Genomic DNA, 15,222 nt, shown 5'->3' with positions numbered 1-15,222 from the left:
TCGATTGTCTCAGAAGATCGGTCGTCGCGGCATCGGCCGAAAGGTCTAGGCCGCATGCACATCTGGCGGCGCGCATCAACGCAAAGCGCCCCGAAGCGGGGCGCAATCGCGACACGACATGCAGGCTGCGAACGCTGCGCTTACTGGCTGAACAACCTGCGCGTGGCGGGCGACCCGGCCGGCATGCCCGCCTGCTCCAGCTTCGCGTACAGCGTCATCAGTTGTTTCTCGATGGCGAGCAGCGCCGATTCCGGCAACGGGCGACGCTGATCGTCGACCACGCGCGCCCCGATGCGCTCGGACAGCGACTTCGCGTAATCGCACATGAGGCGGAACGGCAGAATGTCTTCGTCGGCAACGGGCACGTCCAGCACCAGCGTAATCATCTGGCCGCCCTTGTACGTGAGGTCGTCGCGGAGAAAATTGGTGTCGCCGAACTGGAGCATGAACACCGGATTCTGCTTTGCGTCGAGCTTGACGAAGCGCGTGCCGTCGCGCGACAGAAGCAAGCCGTCTTGCGAGGCCACCGCCTGCACGTAGTTCGCGGACCACGGCGCGCCGTCGGAGAGAATGTTGATGGACAGCTGCGCGTCGCATTGGGCGGCGAACGCGTCCAGCTCGCGCGCCATGCCGACGGTTTCCATCATGTCGGGAAACTCGGGCGCGCCGTCGATGGCGTCGGCGAGACGCTGCACGCCCGTGACGAACTCCGAGAACTCGAGTTCGTTCAGCGGACCGCTGCGGTTGGCGAGTTGCGCGGCCGCGCGCAGTTCCTCGTAGCGCACGCCGTGGCGCAACAGTTCCCAAGTGCTCTCGCCTTCGGCCTTGCCTTCGATGGTCACGGGCTTCGTGCCCGCGCGACGCAGCCGCTGCGCGAGCGGAATCACGCGGTCGCCGGCCACGGGCGCGGCAAGCCGGATCGGCACGACGCAGTCGATGCGCCGGTCGACGACAGCAGGCGGCGTCGAAGAAATGGTCGTCGCGGCGGGCATGACCGGCTCGCTGCGCTCGTCTTCTTCGACGAGCGCGGGTTCATCGGCGACGCCGTTCGCGGAGGTCGCTTCGGCCTGCAGATCGACGGGCGTATCCGCGGGCGCGACGGCTGGTGCGACCGCCGCAGGCTCGGTCGACACAGGGACGCCGCCGAAGCTGGGTTCGACGCGCGCGTCTTCCTGCGCATCGCCCGCGACAGGCTCGCGCCGCGCCGGGCGCACCGGCTCGATGAACGGCTGCTCGTCGTCGGTTTCCTGGCGCGCGAGCGCATCGGCGGCTTCGTCGGGCATCGGGCGCGGCATCTTGCGCCGCACTTTCGCGCTCTGCCACGCGTTGTAGACCACCACGCCGCCGACCACGACAGCTCCCGCTCCGATCAATCCGAGTGTCAACTCGTCCATGCACGCTCCATCATTCTTTTGAGTTACGAAGCGCCGCGCGATCTGTCGCGCGCATCCGATGCACGCCACTCCGCGCCTGCGCGCCTGGCCGGCTCCACGTCCGGCCGCTATTCAAAAACCGGGTCAGCCGTTCTGCGCGAACCCCGCGGCGGATTCCATATCCACCGCGACGATGCGCGACACGCCCTGCTCCTGCATCGTGACGCCGATCAGTTGCTGCGCCATCTCCATCGCGATCTTGTTGTGCGAGATGAAGAGGAACTGAGTCTTGCTCGACATGGCCCGCACCAGGTTGGCGAAGCGTTCCGTGTTCGCGTCGTCGAGCGGCGCGTCCACTTCGTCCAGCAGACAGAACGGCGCGGGATTCAGCTGGAACATCGCGAAGACGAGCGCGGTCGCGGTAAGCGCCTTTTCGCCGCCCGAGAGCAGGTGAATTGTCGAATTCTTCTTGCCGGGCGGCTGCGCCATGACCTGCACGCCCGCGTCGAGAATTTCGTCGCCCGTCATGATGAGCTTCGCCTGCCCGCCGCCGAAGAGGCGCGGGAACAGCTCGCCGAAATGGCGATTCACTTCGTCGAACGTGCCTTGCAACAGCGCGCGCGTTTCCTGGTCGATCTTCTGGATCGCGTCTTCGAGCGTGCCGATGGCGTTGTTCAGATCGGCCGATTGCGCGTCGAGGAAGTGCTTGCGCTCGGTCGCGGCCGCCAGTTCTTCGAGCGCGGCCATGTTGACGGGCCCGAGCGCGATCACCGCATTGTTCAGGCGCGTGACTTCGCCCTGCAGGTACGACGGCTTCATGTCGGGCGTGAGCTTCGCCTGCAATTCGGCTTCGTCGACGCCCGCGGCCTGCAACTGCTCGGCGAACTGCTCGCCGCTGATGCGCGCCGCCTGCTCCTTCAACTGCAATTCGTTGATCTTGTCGCGCAGCGGCTGAAGCGACCGCTCCGTTTGAAGCCGCTGCTCGTCGGCCTGACGCAGCCGCGCGGTGAGATCGTCCAGCTCGATGCGCGCCGCGTGCAGCGCCTCTTCGCGGGCCGCGCGCACTTCGAGCGCGTCCTGCAAGCCGGTTTGCGCGGTCTGCGCGTTGATGGTTTCGAGTTCGGCCCGCGCGTCTTCCAGCGCCCCTTCGACGCGTTCGCTCTGCTCGTGCGCCGTGTCGATGCTGCGCTTGTATTCCTCGATCTTCGCCGCGAGGCCGCGCGCCGCGAAGTTGGCGTCGCTGGCCGCGCGTTCCAGTTCGCGCAGTTCGTGACGCGCGTTCGTGAGCGCCTCGTCGAGCGATTCGAACGCAAGCTGATTGTCTTCGAAGCGCGCCTGCAACTGCGCGATCTCGGCGTCATGCTGCTCGAACGCGGCTTCCGATTCGGCCCGCAGCGCACGCTGTTCTTCGATCTGCGCGGCGATTTCTTCGAGTTCCTCGCCGATCTGCGAGCTGCGCTGCGTGTAGCGCTCGTGCGCCTGCGTGAGCTTGAGCACGTCCATCTGCAACGCGTGGACGCGCTGCGTGGCGCGCTCGGCGGCGGAACGCGCATCGGCGAGAACTTGCGATGCCTGCGTGTGAGCCGCGTCGGCGCGCACGGCGTTGGCTTTCGCTTCGTCCGCGAGCAGCGCCTGCGCGCGCACTTGCCGCGCGAGGTTTTCGATTTCCTGCGCGCGCGCCAGCATGCCCGACTGTTCGGAATCCGACGCATACAGCTGCACGCCGACGCGCGTGACCATGTGCCCCGCCTTTACGACGAACGCGCCGCCTTCCGGCAACTGATTGCGCATGGCGAGCGCCTGCGCGATGTCGTCGGCGATGAACGTGTTGCCGAGCCATTCGTTGAGCACGGCGCGGATGCCGGGATCGTCGATGCGCAAAAGCGAAGTCAACGGCCGCAAACCTTGCGGCGCGTCCAGCGGCTTGCCCGCGACCGGCGGCGCGAAGAACGCGAGCTTGGCGGGCGGCGCGTCGCTCGCGAACGCCTTGATCCAGTCCAGATTCGAGACTTCCAGCGCGGCGAGACGCTCGCGCAGCACGGCTTCGAGCGCCGGCTCCCAGCCCGCCTCGACGTGCAGCTTCTTCCACAGACGCGGCAATCCGCCGAGTTCGTGCTTGTCGAGCCACGGCTGGATCTTGCCTTCGGTCTGCACGCTCTCCTGCAACGCTTTCAGCGCGGCAAGGCGTGCTTCGAGCTGATGAATCTGCGCGCTTTCCGCCTGCACGCGCTCTTGCGCGGCGCGGCGTTCGGCGTCGAGGCGCGGCACGGCTTCCTGCGCATCGGCGAGACGCGCCTGCGCTTCGGCCAGAATCTCTTCGTTCTCGGCAAGCTGCATGCGCAGTTCTTCGAGTTGCGCTTCGTCGGGCGCGTCGAGGCCGCTCGCTTCGTTCTTCAGGCGTTCCTGACGCTGCTGCAATTGCTGAAGCTGCTGATCCGCGTTGCGCTGATGCGCGGCTTCGAGCTTCAACGCCTGTTCCGCCCGCGCGATGCCGGCGCGTTCCTCATTCAATTGCGCCTGCGCGTCGCGCCAGCGGGCTTCGAGCGCGGGCAGCGCGTCGTGCTTCGCGGCGGCGTTCTCTTGCGCGATCGCGGCCTTCTCTTCGCCTTCGGCCAATGCTTCGGACGCCGTTTCGATTTCGTCGCGCGCCTTTTGCGCCTGCATCTGCCATTGCTCGCGCTGCGCGGCGAGCGCGGCGATCTGCGCCTGCACGCGGTTGCGCGACTCGACGATAAAGCGGATCTCCGCTTCCAGCCGGCTCACTTCCGCATTGGCTTCGTAAAGCGCGCCCTGCGCGCCCTGCATCGCGTCGCTGGCGCTGTAGTGCGCAACGCGCAGCGTTTCCAGTTGTGCTTCCACTTCGCGCAGACGCGCCGTTTGCGCTTCGAGTTCGATCTGCGCGTCGCGAATGGCGCGCTGCTGGCGCTCGGCTTCGTTGCCCGCCTCGTTCTTGCGCAAGAGCCACAGCAGGCGCTGCTTCTCTTCGCCTTCGGTCTGCAAGGCCTTGTATTTCGTCGCGACGATGGCCTGCGCTTCGAGCTTCTCCAGATTGGCCGTCAGTTCCCGCACGATGTCTTCCACGCGCGTGAGATTCTCGCGCGTATCGTGCAGACGATTCTCCGTCTCCCGGCGACGCTCCTTGTACTTCGACACGCCCGCGGCTTCCTCGAGGAACACGCGCAGGTCTTCGGGCTTCGCCTCGATGATGCGCGCGATCATGCCCTGTCCGATGATCGCGTAAGCGCGCGGGCCGAGACCCGTACCCAGGAAGATGTCCTGAATGTCGCGGCGGCGCGCGGGCAGGTTGTTGATGTAGTAGCTGGAGGTGCCATCGCGCGTGAGCACGCGCTTGACGGCGATCTCGCCGTACGCGCTCCATTGACCCGCGGCGCGGCCGTCGGCGTTATCGAAGATCAGTTCGACGCTCGCGCGGCTGCCCGGCTTGCGCGCGGTGGATCCGTTGAAGATGACGTCCTGCATCGACTCGCCGCGCAACTCGGATGCGCGCGATTCGCCGAGCACCCAGCGCACCGCGTCGATGATGTTGGACTTTCCGCAGCCATTCGGCCCGACGACGCCGACCAGTTGGCCAGGGACCTGGAAATGCGTGGGATCGACGAAGGACTTGAAACCAGCGAGTTTGATCGAAGTCAGACGCACGGCGATATCGCTGTTTGAAGTGAATGACGGAGGATGAACGGCAGACAAGCCGCGGCGCGGCCGGTCGCGGACGAAGGTCTCATGCGCGCCGGACGCCGCTTGCCGCGGCGCGAGCGGACACCATCATACCATCGCGCGTGTCGATTTCTTTTCGGGTTCGGCCTCGCCGGGCGGGCTTTGTGATGCGTCGCGCCCCTGCCTGTGCGCCCATGCCGACAGCACGCACGCGGCCACGATGCACGCGCCGCCCGCCCATTCGCGCGGCCCCGGCACTTCGCCCGCGATGAGCCACGACGACAGCGCCGTCACCACGAGTTCGAACAGCATGATGATGGACGCGCGATTGGCCGGCACGCGCGCAAGTCCGATCTGCACGATCACGTTGTTGACCGCGAGCACGACGCCCAGCGCGATCACGATGAACGCGACCGTGCCCATCTGCGCTGCGGCGGGCGGCGCGGGCATCGGCTCGAATAGCGTGGCGACCGACGCGACGACAGCCGCGCCGCCGAAGATCACGGCCGTGCGCATCTCGGGCTTCATGCCGGGCAAGACGCGCGTGATCTTCACGATGAGCACGTTGCTCATCGCGAAGCCCATGCCGCCCATGAGCCCGGCCCACTCCGCGAGGTTCGCGGGCAGCGGCACGCCGAGTTCGGGCGACCACAGCATCGTGACCGCGCCCGCGAGCGACAAGAGCGACAGCGCAGCATCGGCGCGCGTCAAGCGGTCGCGCAAGATGAAATGCGCGAAGACGGCGGTCCACGCGGGCGTCAGATAGAAAAGCAGCAGCACGCGCATGACCTGCCCGTGGATCGCGCCCCAGACGAAGCCCACGCTCGTCACGCCCGCCGCCACGCCGAGGCACGCGAGCAGCCAGTGCCACGACACCGTGCGGATCGAGCGGCGCTTGAGCAGCAGCACGAAGAGACACGCAGCGCCGCTCGTCGTCGCGCTCGCGGCGGTGCCGGTCAGTCCCATCGATGCCAGCAGGCGCATCGGATACCAGACGAAGCCCCACACGGAAGCGCCGATCATGATGGCGAGCGTGGGCAGCGCGTCGTGCAGGCGGCGCGTCATTGCGGCGCTCCTCTGCGCGTTCGTTTCGATACGGTTTCGCTACGTGTCATGCGTCTGTCGTCCTTGCCGCCGCGCGCCGTGAAGCGCAAAAGCGCGCGGTATAATCGCCCGTTCTCTGATGTCTTTCTCGTGCCGCCACGTATATCGCAGCGGCCGCATGGCGCTCGCCGCCGCCCGACGTTCATCGCTCAATCAACACGCCGTGAATCCACTTCTCCAGAAACTCCAGCCGTATCCCTTCGAAAAGCTGCGCGTGCTGTTCAAGGGCATCGAGCCGCGCGCCGGATTCACGCCGATCAGCTTCGGCATCGGCGAGCCGAAGCATGCGACGCCCGCCCTCATCCGCGACGCCGTGATCGACGCGCTCGGCGGCCTCGCCGCCTATCCGGCGACACTCGGCAGCGAGCCGCTGCGCGAAGCCATCGCGGCGTGGGTGAAGGCGCGCTACGGACTCGCTTCCATCGACGCGGCCACCGAAGTGCTGCCCGTTTCCGGCTCGCGCGAAGCCTTGTTCGCGCTCGCGCAGACGGTGATCGACAGCCGCAGCACGCAGGAACTCGCGGGCGCGAAACCGCCGATCGTACTCTGCCCGAACCCGTTCTACCAAATCTACGAAGGCGCCGCGTTGCTCGCGGGCGCGGAACCGTACTTCGTCAATAGCGACCCCGCGCGCAACTTCGCGTGCGACTATTCCGCCGTGCCCGACGACATCTGGGCGCGCACGCAACTGCTCTACGTCTGCTCGCCCGGCAACCCGACGGGCGCGGTGCTCACGCTCGACAACTGGCGCGAACTCTTCGCGCTTTCGGACAAGCACGGCTTCGTGATCGCCTCCGACGAATGCTATTCCGAGATCTACTTCGACGAAGGACAGCCGCCGCTCGGCGGTCTAGAAGCCGCGCGTCTGCTGGGCCGCGGCTTCGAGCGCCTCGTGATGCTGTCGAGCCTCTCGAAGCGATCGAACGTGCCGGGCATGCGTTCGGGCTTCGTCGCCGGCGACGCTTCGGTGCTCAAGAGCTTTCTCTTGTATCGCACGTATCACGGCGCGGCGCTCTCGACCGTCTTTCAACGCGCGAGCATCGCCGCGTGGCAGGACGAAGCGCACGTGCGTGAGAACCGCGCGCTCTACGCGAGCAAATTCCGCACGGTCACGCCGATGCTCGCGGAGGTGCTGGACGTGCGTCTGCCCGACGCCGCGTTCTATCTCTGGGCGAACGTTTCGCGCACCGGACTCACGGACACCGAGTTCGCCGCGCGCCTGTACGCCGACTATAATGTGATGGTTCTGCCGGGCTCCTATCTCGCTCGTCCCGCGCATGGCACGAATCCCGGCGAAGGGTTCGTGCGTATCGCGCTCGTTGCCGGGACCGAGGAATGTATCGAAGGCGCCCGCCGCATCGTCGAATTCTGCCGCACGCTCAAACCCTGAATGGTTCTGAAACGCGCTGCCGGTCCCTCTCTCCATCCTTGATATCACTATGTCGGAACAACTTCAGAGCATCATCGACAACGCCTGGGAAAACCGCGCCGAGCTGTCGGCGAAAGCCGCGCCTGCGGAAGTGCGCGAAGCCGTCTCGCACGCCATCGAGCAACTGGATCGCGGCGCCTTGCGCGTCGCCGAAAAGCGCGACGGCGACTGGGTCGTGAACCAGTGGCTCAAGAAGGCCGTGCTGCTGTCGTTCCGCCTCGAAGACAACGTGCCGATGCCTGCGGGCGGCTACAGCCAGTTTTACGACAAGGTGCCCTCGAAGTTCGCGAACTACACCGCCCAAGACTTCGCAGCGGGCGGCTTTCGCGTGGTGCCGCCGGCCATTGCCCGCCGCGGCTCGTTCATCGCGAAGAACGTGGTGCTGATGCCGTCGTACACGAACATCGGCGCTTACGTCGACGAAGGCACGATGGTCGATACGTGGGCCACCGTCGGCTCGTGCGCGCAGATCGGCAAGAACGTGCACCTGTCGGGCGGCGTGGGCATCGGCGGCGTGCTGGAGCCGTTGCAGGCGAACCCGGTCATCATCGAGGACAACTGCTTCATCGGCGCGCGCTCGGAAGTGGTGGAAGGTGTGATCGTCGAGGAGAACTCCGTCATTTCGATGGGCGTCTACCTCGGCCAGAGCACGAAGATCTATGACCGCGAAACCGGTCAGGTGAGCTATGGCCGCATTCCGGCAGGCTCGGTCGTCGTGGCGGGCAATCTGCCGTCGAAGGACGGCTCGCACAGCCTCTACTGCGCGGTGATCGTGAAGAAGGTCGATGCGAAGACCCGCGCGAAGGTCGGCCTGAACGAACTGCTGCGAGGCGACTGATCGTGGCGCGCGGCCCCAATGCCATGACGGTCGTGTACGGCATCCCCAACTGCGACACGGTGAAGAAGGCGCGCGTGTGGCTGGAAGAGCACGGCGTGCCGTTCGAGTTCCACGACTTCAAGAAGGCCGGCGTGAACGAGAAGCTGCTTCAGGACTGGCTGAAGGACGTGCCGCTGGATCAGCTCATCAACAAGCGCGGCACGACGTGGCGCGGTCTTTCGGACGTGCACAAGGCGGAAGCCGACACGACTTCCGGCGCGATCGCGCTGATGATCCACAAGCCGTCGATCATCAAGCGGCCGGTCGTCGTGGTGAACGGCCGCGTGAAGACGCTCGGCTTCTCGGCCGAGCAGTACGAGACGCTGTTCGCGTGATCTCTGTGCGATCGCTCTGAACATCACGCCGTCGCATCACGCCAAACCGCTTGCCGGCCCCGCGCCGGCATTTTTTTACGCTGTCGAAAGAAATGCAGGCTGAAACCATGTCCGGCACCTTGTCCCTAACCGAAGCCCTGATCGAGCGCGCGTCCGTCACGCCCGACGACCGCCATTGCCAGGCGCTGATGATCGAGCGTCTGTCCGCCGTCGGCTTCGAATGCGAAACCATCGAGTCGGGCGGCGTCACGAATCTGTGGGCCGTGAAGCGCGGCACGCAAGGCGCGTCGGGCAAGCTGCTCGCGTTCGCCGGACACACCGATGTCGTGCCGACCGGCCCGCTCGATCAATGGACTTCGCCGCCCTTCACGCCGACGCATCGCGACGGCAAGCTCTACGGGCGCGGCGCGGCGGACATGAAGACGTCGCTCGCGGCGTTCGTCGTGTCGAGCGAAGAGTTCATCGCGAAGTGTCCGCAGCATCGCGGCTCGCTCGCGCTCCTGATCACGAGCGACGAGGAAGGCCCCGCCACCGACGGCACCGTAAAGGTGGTCGAAGCGCTGAAGGCGCGCGGCGAGCGGCTCGATTACTGCATCGTCGGCGAGCCGACCTCGAACGAAACGCTCGGCGACATGGTCAAGAACGGGCGGCGCGGGTCGATGTCCGGCAAGCTCGTCGTGAAGGGCGTGCAGGGGCATATCGCCTATCCGCATCTCGCGCGCAACCCGATTCACCTGCTCGCGCCCGCGCTCGCCGAACTCGTCGCGCAACGCTGGGATGACGGCAACGAGTATTTTCCGCCGACCACCTGGCAAGTGTCGAACCTGCGCTCGGGCACCGGCGCGACGAATGTCATTCCGGGCCACGCCGAACTGATGTTCAACTTCCGCTTCTCGACGGCGAGCACGGTCGAAGGCCTGCAACGCCGCGTCCACGCGATTCTCGACAAACACGCGCTCGACTACGATCTGACGTGGACGGTGAGCGGCCTACCGTTTCTGACGCCGCGCGGCGCGCTGTCGAACGCGCTGGAAAAAGCCATCCACGAAGAAACCGGCGTGCGGGCGGAGCTGTCCACCACGGGCGGCACGTCCGATGGCCGCTTTATCGCGCGCATCTGCGAGCAGGTGGTCGAGTTCGGGCCGCCGAACGGCAGCATCCACAAGATCGACGAACATGTCGACGTGCGCTTCATCGAGCCGCTGAAAAACGTCTACCGGCGCGTGCTCGAAGAACTGATCGCGTAAATCTTCACCCGTAAAAAAACAAGGAGCCTTCGATGGCGCTACCCTTCACCACCGTCCGCGACCTGCTGCGCTTCGGCGTCTCGCGCTTCACGGAAGCCGGCCTCTCGTTCGGTCACGGCTCGACCAACGCCTATGACGAAGCGGCGTATCTGATCCTGCATACGCTGCACTTGCCGCTCGACACGCTCGAACCGTTTCTCGACGCTCGCCTGCTCGACACCGAAATCGATGCCGTCATGCAGGTGATCGAGCGCCGCGCCAAGGAACGCGTGCCGGCCGCGTACATCACGCAGGAAGCGTGGATGCACGGCCATCGCTTCTATGTGGACGAGCGCGTGATCGTGCCACGCTCGTTCATCGGCGAGTTGTTGCAGGACGGGCTGCAACCGTACGTGGCCGATCCGGACCACGTCACGCGCGTGCTCGAACTGTGCACCGGCTCCGGGTGCCTCGCGATCCTCGCGGCGCAAGCGTTCGAGAACGCGGATATCGATGCCGTCGACATTTCCGCCGATGCGCTGGCGGTCGCGCGCCGCAATGTTGACGACTACGGGTTGCAGGACCGCATCGCGCTGCACGAAGGCGACCTGTACGCGCCGCTTTCGCCGGCCCGCTACGAGGTCATCATCACGAACCCGCCGTACGTGAACGCGACCGCGATGCAGGCGCTGCCCGAGGAGTATCGTCACGAGCCCGAACTCGCGCTCGCGGGCGGCGCGGACGGCATGGACGTCGTGCGGCGCATCGTGCGCGATGCCGGCAAGTGGCTGACCGAAGACGGCGTGCTCGTCGTTGAAATCGGCAACGAGCGGGCGAACGTCGAGGCCGCGCTCGGCGGGCTCGATCTCGTCTGGCTCTCGACCAGCGCCGGCGACGACAACGTGTTCCTGATCCAGGCGGCGGACCTTCCCGCCTGAGCGGCATTCGTCGCGCAAGTCAGGTTCGGTAAGCAGGTTCGGTAAGCAGGTTCGGTAAGATAAGGCATCGCCGCCGCGGCTCGCGGCGGTGATCGTCGTCTGGCTTCGCGTGCGATCCGCGCGCATCGAGCTCCGAACCGAACGCATCTATGCAAGCAGCAGACTGGCTCCACGTCGGCACGCTCGTGATGGCCGCGCATGTGCTCGGCGTGATCGCGGCCGTCCACGCCATCATCAATACGCGGACCTCGCAAGGCGCGGTCGCGTGGGCGGTGTCGCTCGTCGCGATGCCGTATCTCACGCTCATTCCGTATCTCTTTCTCGGGCGCAGCAAGTTCGCCGGTTATATCGACGAGCACCGGCTCGAAATCGAGATCCTGCGCAACCGCACCAAGCCGACCGAGTGGGATTCGACCGACCGCAGCGACGCTCCAACGACAGGCACGGCGCTCGTCGACGCTTCCGGCGCGCGCGGCGAACTCGACACCGGCCCCGCGCGATACTTGGGCAATCCGACGATCCGCACGCTGCAACGGCTCTCCGGCATGCCGTTTCTGCGCGGCAACGCCGTGCGCGTGCTGGCGAACGGCGACGCGACGTTTTCCGCGATCCTTGAGGCCATTGAAGCGGCCGAACAGTATGTCGTCGTGCAGTTCTTCATCGTGCGCGCCGACGCGCTCGGCGAAATGCTGAAGGACGCGCTCATCGCGAAAGCGAAAGCCGGCGTGCGCGTCTATTTCCTCTACGACAGCATCGGCAGCTTCGACCTGCCGCATCGCTACGTGCATGCGCTGCGCGCCGGCGGCGTCGAGGCGCATCCGTTCGCGACCAAGCGCAAGTTCGTGCACCGCTTTCAGATCAACTTCCGCAATCATCGGAAGATCGTGGTCGTCGACGGCAAGCGCGCATTCGTCGGCGGCCACAACGTGGGCGTCGAGTATCTCGGCGGCAACCCGCGGCTTTCGCCGTGGCGCGACACGCATGTCGAAGTGCGCGGGCCGGCGATTGCCAGCATCCAGTTCGTCTTCACCGAAGACTGGTACTGGGCGACGCAGCGCCTGCCCGAACTCGGCCCCGCGTCGCATGCGGACGAGAACATGCATTGCATGGTGCTCTCGAGCGGCCCCGCCGACAAACAGGAGACCTGCTCGCTCTTCTTCGTCGAGGCGATCAACGCGGCGCGCGAGCGGATCTGGATCACGTCGCCGTATCTGATTCCCGACGAAGCCGTGTTCTCGGCGCTGAGACTCGCCGTGATGCGCGGCGTGGACGTGCGCATTCTCATTCCGAGCCGGCGCGATCATCGCGTGGTGTTCGCCGCGTCGAAGCTGTACGCGTACGATCTCGTGCAGGCTGGCGTGCGCATCTTCCGCTACAAGCCGGGATTTCTGCACCAGAAGGTCGTGCTCGTCGACGACATCGCCGCGTCGGTCGGCAGCGCCAATCTCGACAACCGCTCCTTCCGGCTGAACTTCGAGATCACCGTACTGACCGTCGATCACGACTTCGCCCGCGAAGTGGAGAGCATGCTGCTCGTGGACTTCGCGCATGCGTACGAGATCGACGGAAACGACTATCGCGGCGCCGCGTTCTGGCGGCGCATGGCGATGCACGTCGCCCGGCTCTTCTCCCCGATTCTCTGAGCGCGTCAGAGCAGCTTTTCGATGTCGTCCGCAATCGACTCGGGCTTCGTGATCGGCGCGTAGCGTTTCACGATGTTCCCGTTGCGGTCGATCAGGAACTTCGTGAAGTTCCATTTGATCGCCTCCAGCCCGAGCACGCCCGGCTCCTTCTCCGTCAGATACTTGAAGAGCGGATGCGCGTTCGGCCCGTTGACGTCGATCTTCGCGAACATCGGAAACGTGACGCCATAGTTCGTCTCGCAGAAGCTGCCGATCTGCGCCGCGTCGCCCGGCTCCTGCTTGCCGAACTGGTTGCACGGAAAGCCGAGCACCTCGAAGCCGCGCCCCGCGTAAAGCGTGTACAGCTCTTGCAGGCCCCGGTACTGCGGCGTGAAACCGCATTCGCTCGCGGTGTTCACGATCAGCAGCACCTTGCCGCGGTACGTGTCGAGGCTCGTGGTCGTGCCGTCGAGCCGCTCTGCCGTAAAGCCGTAGATGCTGTCGGTAGTCGAATTCATGCCGTGCTCCGCGCGTTGAAGTGGTGAACCATCGAAGGGTGAAAGTCAGGCGATGCTACTCCGCCGCGCGCTCGCCCGCCATTAGCCGAACGGACGATCCCTTGCGGCCTACGCGCCCGGTCTAAAATAGCGGTTTCCTCCAGTCCGCGCTCTGCCGCCGCCCTCCGACGTGATTCGCTTCAACCAGTTCAGCCTGTCCCGCGGCACCAAGCCGCTCTTCGAAGAGACCAGCTTCACGCTCAATCCGGGCGAAAAAGCCGGTCTCGTCGGCGCGAACGGCGCGGGCAAGTCCACGCTCTTTTCCGTGCTGCGCGGCGAGTTGCACGCGGATGGCGGCGATTTCTCGATGCCGCCGTCGTGGCGCATCGCGCATGTCGCGCAGGAGACGCCCGCCGTGGATCGCACCGCGCTCGACTACACGCTCGACGGCGACACGCAGTTGCGCGCCATCGAAGCGCGCATCGCGGCGGCCTCCGCGGCACACGACGGCGCAGCGGAAGCCGAAGCGCACGCCGCTTTCGCCGATGCCGACGGCTACACCGCGCCCGCCCGCGCGGAAACGCTGCTGCTCGGGCTCGGCTTCACGCTCGAACAGACGCGCGAGCCGGTAGCGAGCTTCTCGGGCGGCTGGCGCATGCGGCTGAACCTCGCGCAGGCGCTGATGTGTCCGTCCGACCTGCTGCTGCTCGACGAACCGACCAACCACCTGGACCTGGACGCGATCGTCTGGCTCGAAGACTGGCTCGGCCGCTATCCGGGCACGCTCGTCGTGATCTCGCACGACCGCGAGTTTCTCGATGCGGTCTGCAACGTCACGCTGCATCTGGAAAACCGGCAGGTGAAGCGTTACGGCGGCAACTACAGCCAGTTCGAAGTGCTGCGCGCGCAGCAGCTCGCGTTGCAGCAAAGCGCCTACGAGAAGCAGCAGAAGACGGTGCAGCATCTGCAGAGCTTTATCGACCGCTTCAAGGCCAAGGCCACGAAGGCGAAGCAGGCCCAAAGCCGCGTGAAGGCGCTCGAAAAGATGGAACTGATCGCGCCGGCGCACGCCAGTTCGCCGTTCACGTTCGAGTTCCGCACGCCGGATGCCGCGCCCAATCCGATGATGGTGATGGAAGACGTGCGCTGCGGCTACAGAACCGAGGAAGGCGCCGAGATTCCGATTGTCGAAGGCGTGACGCTGTCGATCCAGAACGGGCAGCGCATCGGTCTGCTCGGCGCGAATGGTCAGGGGAAGTCCACGCTCATCAAGACGCTCGCCGGCACGCTCGACGCGCTCTCGGGTTACGTGCGGCAAGGCAAGGGCTTGCAGATCGGCTATTTCGCGCAGCATCAACTGGAAACGCTGCGCCCGGACGACTCCGCGCTCGCCCATCTCGCGCGCCTCGCGCCCGACACGCGCGAGCAAGAACTGCGCGACTTTCTCGGCAGCTTCAACTTCTCGGGCGACATGGCCACCGCGAAGATCGCGCCGTTCTCCGGCGGCGAAAAGGCCCGGCTCGCGCTCGCGCTCATCATCTGGCAGAAGCCCAACCTGCTGCTGCTCGACGAACCGACGAACCACCTCGACCTCGAAACGCGTCACGCGCTGACCATGGCGCTCGCGCAATTCGAAGGCACGCTCATTCTCGTCTCGCACGACCGGCATCTGCTGCGTGCCACCACCGACACGTTCATGCTGGTGGCGAAGCACCGGCTGAGTCCGTTCGACGGCGATCTCGACGATTATCGCGACTGGCTTCTGCAACATGCCGCCGACACGCGGGCGGCGGCGAAAGAAGCGAACGGCGTCGCGTCGGCTGCCGGCAATGCGCCGGACAGCGCGGCGAATCGCAAGGAACAGCGCAGGCAGGAGGCGCAGGAGCGGCAAAAGCTTTCGCATCTGCGCAAGCCGCTGCAATCGCGCATCGCGAAGATCGAGAAGGAAATGGACGCGCTGAATGCCGAGAAAACGACGCTCGATGCGTTCGTCGCCGATCCCGCGAGCTACGACGCCGCGCTGAAGGCCAAGCTCACCGATACGATTCGCCGTCAGGGCGAAGTCAACGCGCGGCTGGAGACGCTCGAACTGGAGTGGCTCGACGCGCACGAGGAACTCGAACAATTGAGCTCGTAATCCTCTACG

General features: G+C 65.7%; 11 protein-coding genes. 7 read left to right on the top strand and 4 right to left on the bottom strand.

Features of this window, described 5'->3' with window-relative positions:
* Window positions 1–140 precede the first annotated feature (140 nt).
* The 3 genes from NCR35_RS07240 to NCR35_RS07230 form a co-directional block, all read right to left on the bottom strand.
* On the bottom strand, window positions 141–1,394 hold the full coding sequence (locus NCR35_RS07240) for a cell division protein ZipA C-terminal FtsZ-binding domain-containing protein (protein WP_250533823.1): 1,254 nt from the start codon (window positions 1,392–1,394) through the stop codon (window positions 141–143).
* Between the two features lie 123 nt (window positions 1,395–1,517).
* Window positions 1,518–5,033 (bottom strand): chromosome segregation protein SMC, encoded by a 3,516-nt coding sequence (smc, locus tag NCR35_RS07235; RefSeq protein WP_250533822.1) that lies wholly within the window; start codon window positions 5,031–5,033, stop codon window positions 1,518–1,520.
* A gap of 123 nt (window positions 5,034–5,156) precedes the next feature.
* Complete coding sequence (locus NCR35_RS07230; RefSeq protein WP_250533821.1) at window positions 5,157–6,113, bottom strand: DMT family transporter; 957 nt, start codon at window positions 6,111–6,113, stop codon at window positions 5,157–5,159.
* Window positions 6,114–6,270: 157 nt separating this feature from the next.
* Here NCR35_RS07230 and dapC point away from each other — a divergent pair, with 157 nt between their 5' ends.
* The 6 genes from dapC (at window position 6,271) to cls (ending at window position 12,600) form a co-directional block, all read left to right on the top strand.
* Window positions 6,271–7,542 carry a succinyldiaminopimelate transaminase gene (dapC, locus tag NCR35_RS07225; protein WP_250533820.1) on the top strand — a complete coding sequence of 424 codons (1,272 nt, stop codon included), beginning with the start codon at window positions 6,271–6,273 and terminating at the stop codon, window positions 7,540–7,542.
* 49 nt (window positions 7,543–7,591) lie between these two features.
* Window positions 7,592–8,419 (top strand): 2,3,4,5-tetrahydropyridine-2,6-dicarboxylate N-succinyltransferase, encoded by an 828-nt coding sequence (gene dapD / locus NCR35_RS07220; protein ID WP_250533818.1) that lies wholly within the window; start codon window positions 7,592–7,594, stop codon window positions 8,417–8,419.
* Window positions 8,420–8,421: 2 nt separating this feature from the next.
* Complete coding sequence (locus NCR35_RS07215; protein ID WP_250533816.1) at window positions 8,422–8,793, top strand: ArsC family reductase; 372 nt, start codon at window positions 8,422–8,424, stop codon at window positions 8,791–8,793.
* Between the two features lie 107 nt (window positions 8,794–8,900).
* Window positions 8,901–10,040 (top strand): succinyl-diaminopimelate desuccinylase, encoded by a 1,140-nt coding sequence (gene dapE, locus NCR35_RS07210; RefSeq protein ID WP_250533814.1) that lies wholly within the window; start codon window positions 8,901–8,903, stop codon window positions 10,038–10,040.
* Window positions 10,041–10,072: 32 nt separating this feature from the next.
* Complete coding sequence (prmB, locus tag NCR35_RS07205; RefSeq protein ID WP_250533813.1) at window positions 10,073–10,957, top strand: 50S ribosomal protein L3 N(5)-glutamine methyltransferase; 885 nt, start codon at window positions 10,073–10,075, stop codon at window positions 10,955–10,957.
* A 149-nt stretch (window positions 10,958–11,106) separates the two neighbouring features.
* Window positions 11,107–12,600: a cardiolipin synthase gene (gene cls, locus NCR35_RS07200; protein ID WP_250533812.1), complete on the top strand. Its 1,494-nt coding sequence runs from the start codon at window positions 11,107–11,109 to the stop codon at window positions 12,598–12,600.
* Between the two features lie 5 nt (window positions 12,601–12,605).
* On the opposite strand, the gene NCR35_RS07195 is transcribed toward cls, so the two are convergent.
* Entirely contained in the window at window positions 12,606–13,097 is a 492-nt protein-coding gene (locus NCR35_RS07195; protein ID WP_250533811.1) for a glutathione peroxidase, read from the bottom strand.
* 169 nt (window positions 13,098–13,266) lie between these two features.
* Here NCR35_RS07195 and NCR35_RS07190 point away from each other — a divergent pair, with 169 nt between their 5' ends.
* Window positions 13,267–15,213 carry an ATP-binding cassette domain-containing protein gene (locus NCR35_RS07190; RefSeq protein WP_250533810.1) on the top strand — a complete coding sequence of 649 codons (1,947 nt, stop codon included), beginning with the start codon at window positions 13,267–13,269 and terminating at the stop codon, window positions 15,211–15,213.
* Window positions 15,214–15,222: the final 9 nt, after the last annotated feature.

The sequence above is a fragment of the Caballeronia sp. AZ10_KS36 genome (assembly GCF_023631105.1).
GTDB lineage: Bacteria > Pseudomonadota > Gammaproteobacteria > Burkholderiales > Burkholderiaceae > Caballeronia.
The sequence above is the reverse complement of the archived record's forward strand: the minus strand, read 5'-3'. Positions and strand labels throughout refer to the sequence as shown.

Excerpts from the sequence above, each read along its gene's own strand:
- dapC (WP_250533820.1), top strand. The coding sequence starts at position 6,271 with ATGGCGCTCGCCGCCGCCCGACGTTCATCGCTCAATCAACACGCCGTG.
- NCR35_RS07240 (WP_250533823.1), bottom strand. The coding sequence starts at position 1,394 with ATGGACGAGTTGACACTCGGATTGATCGGAGCGGGAGCTGTCGTGGTC.
- NCR35_RS07230 (WP_250533821.1), bottom strand. The coding sequence starts at position 6,113 with ATGACGCGCCGCCTGCACGACGCGCTGCCCACGCTCGCCATCATGATC.
- prmB (WP_250533813.1), top strand. The coding sequence starts at position 10,073 with ATGGCGCTACCCTTCACCACCGTCCGCGACCTGCTGCGCTTCGGCGTC.
- cls (WP_250533812.1), top strand. The coding sequence starts at position 11,107 with ATGCAAGCAGCAGACTGGCTCCACGTCGGCACGCTCGTGATGGCCGCG.
- dapE (WP_250533814.1), top strand. The coding sequence starts at position 8,901 with ATGTCCGGCACCTTGTCCCTAACCGAAGCCCTGATCGAGCGCGCGTCC.
- NCR35_RS07195 (WP_250533811.1), bottom strand. The coding sequence starts at position 13,097 with ATGAATTCGACTACCGACAGCATCTACGGCTTTACGGCAGAGCGGCTC.
- dapD (WP_250533818.1), top strand. The coding sequence starts at position 7,592 with ATGTCGGAACAACTTCAGAGCATCATCGACAACGCCTGGGAAAACCGC.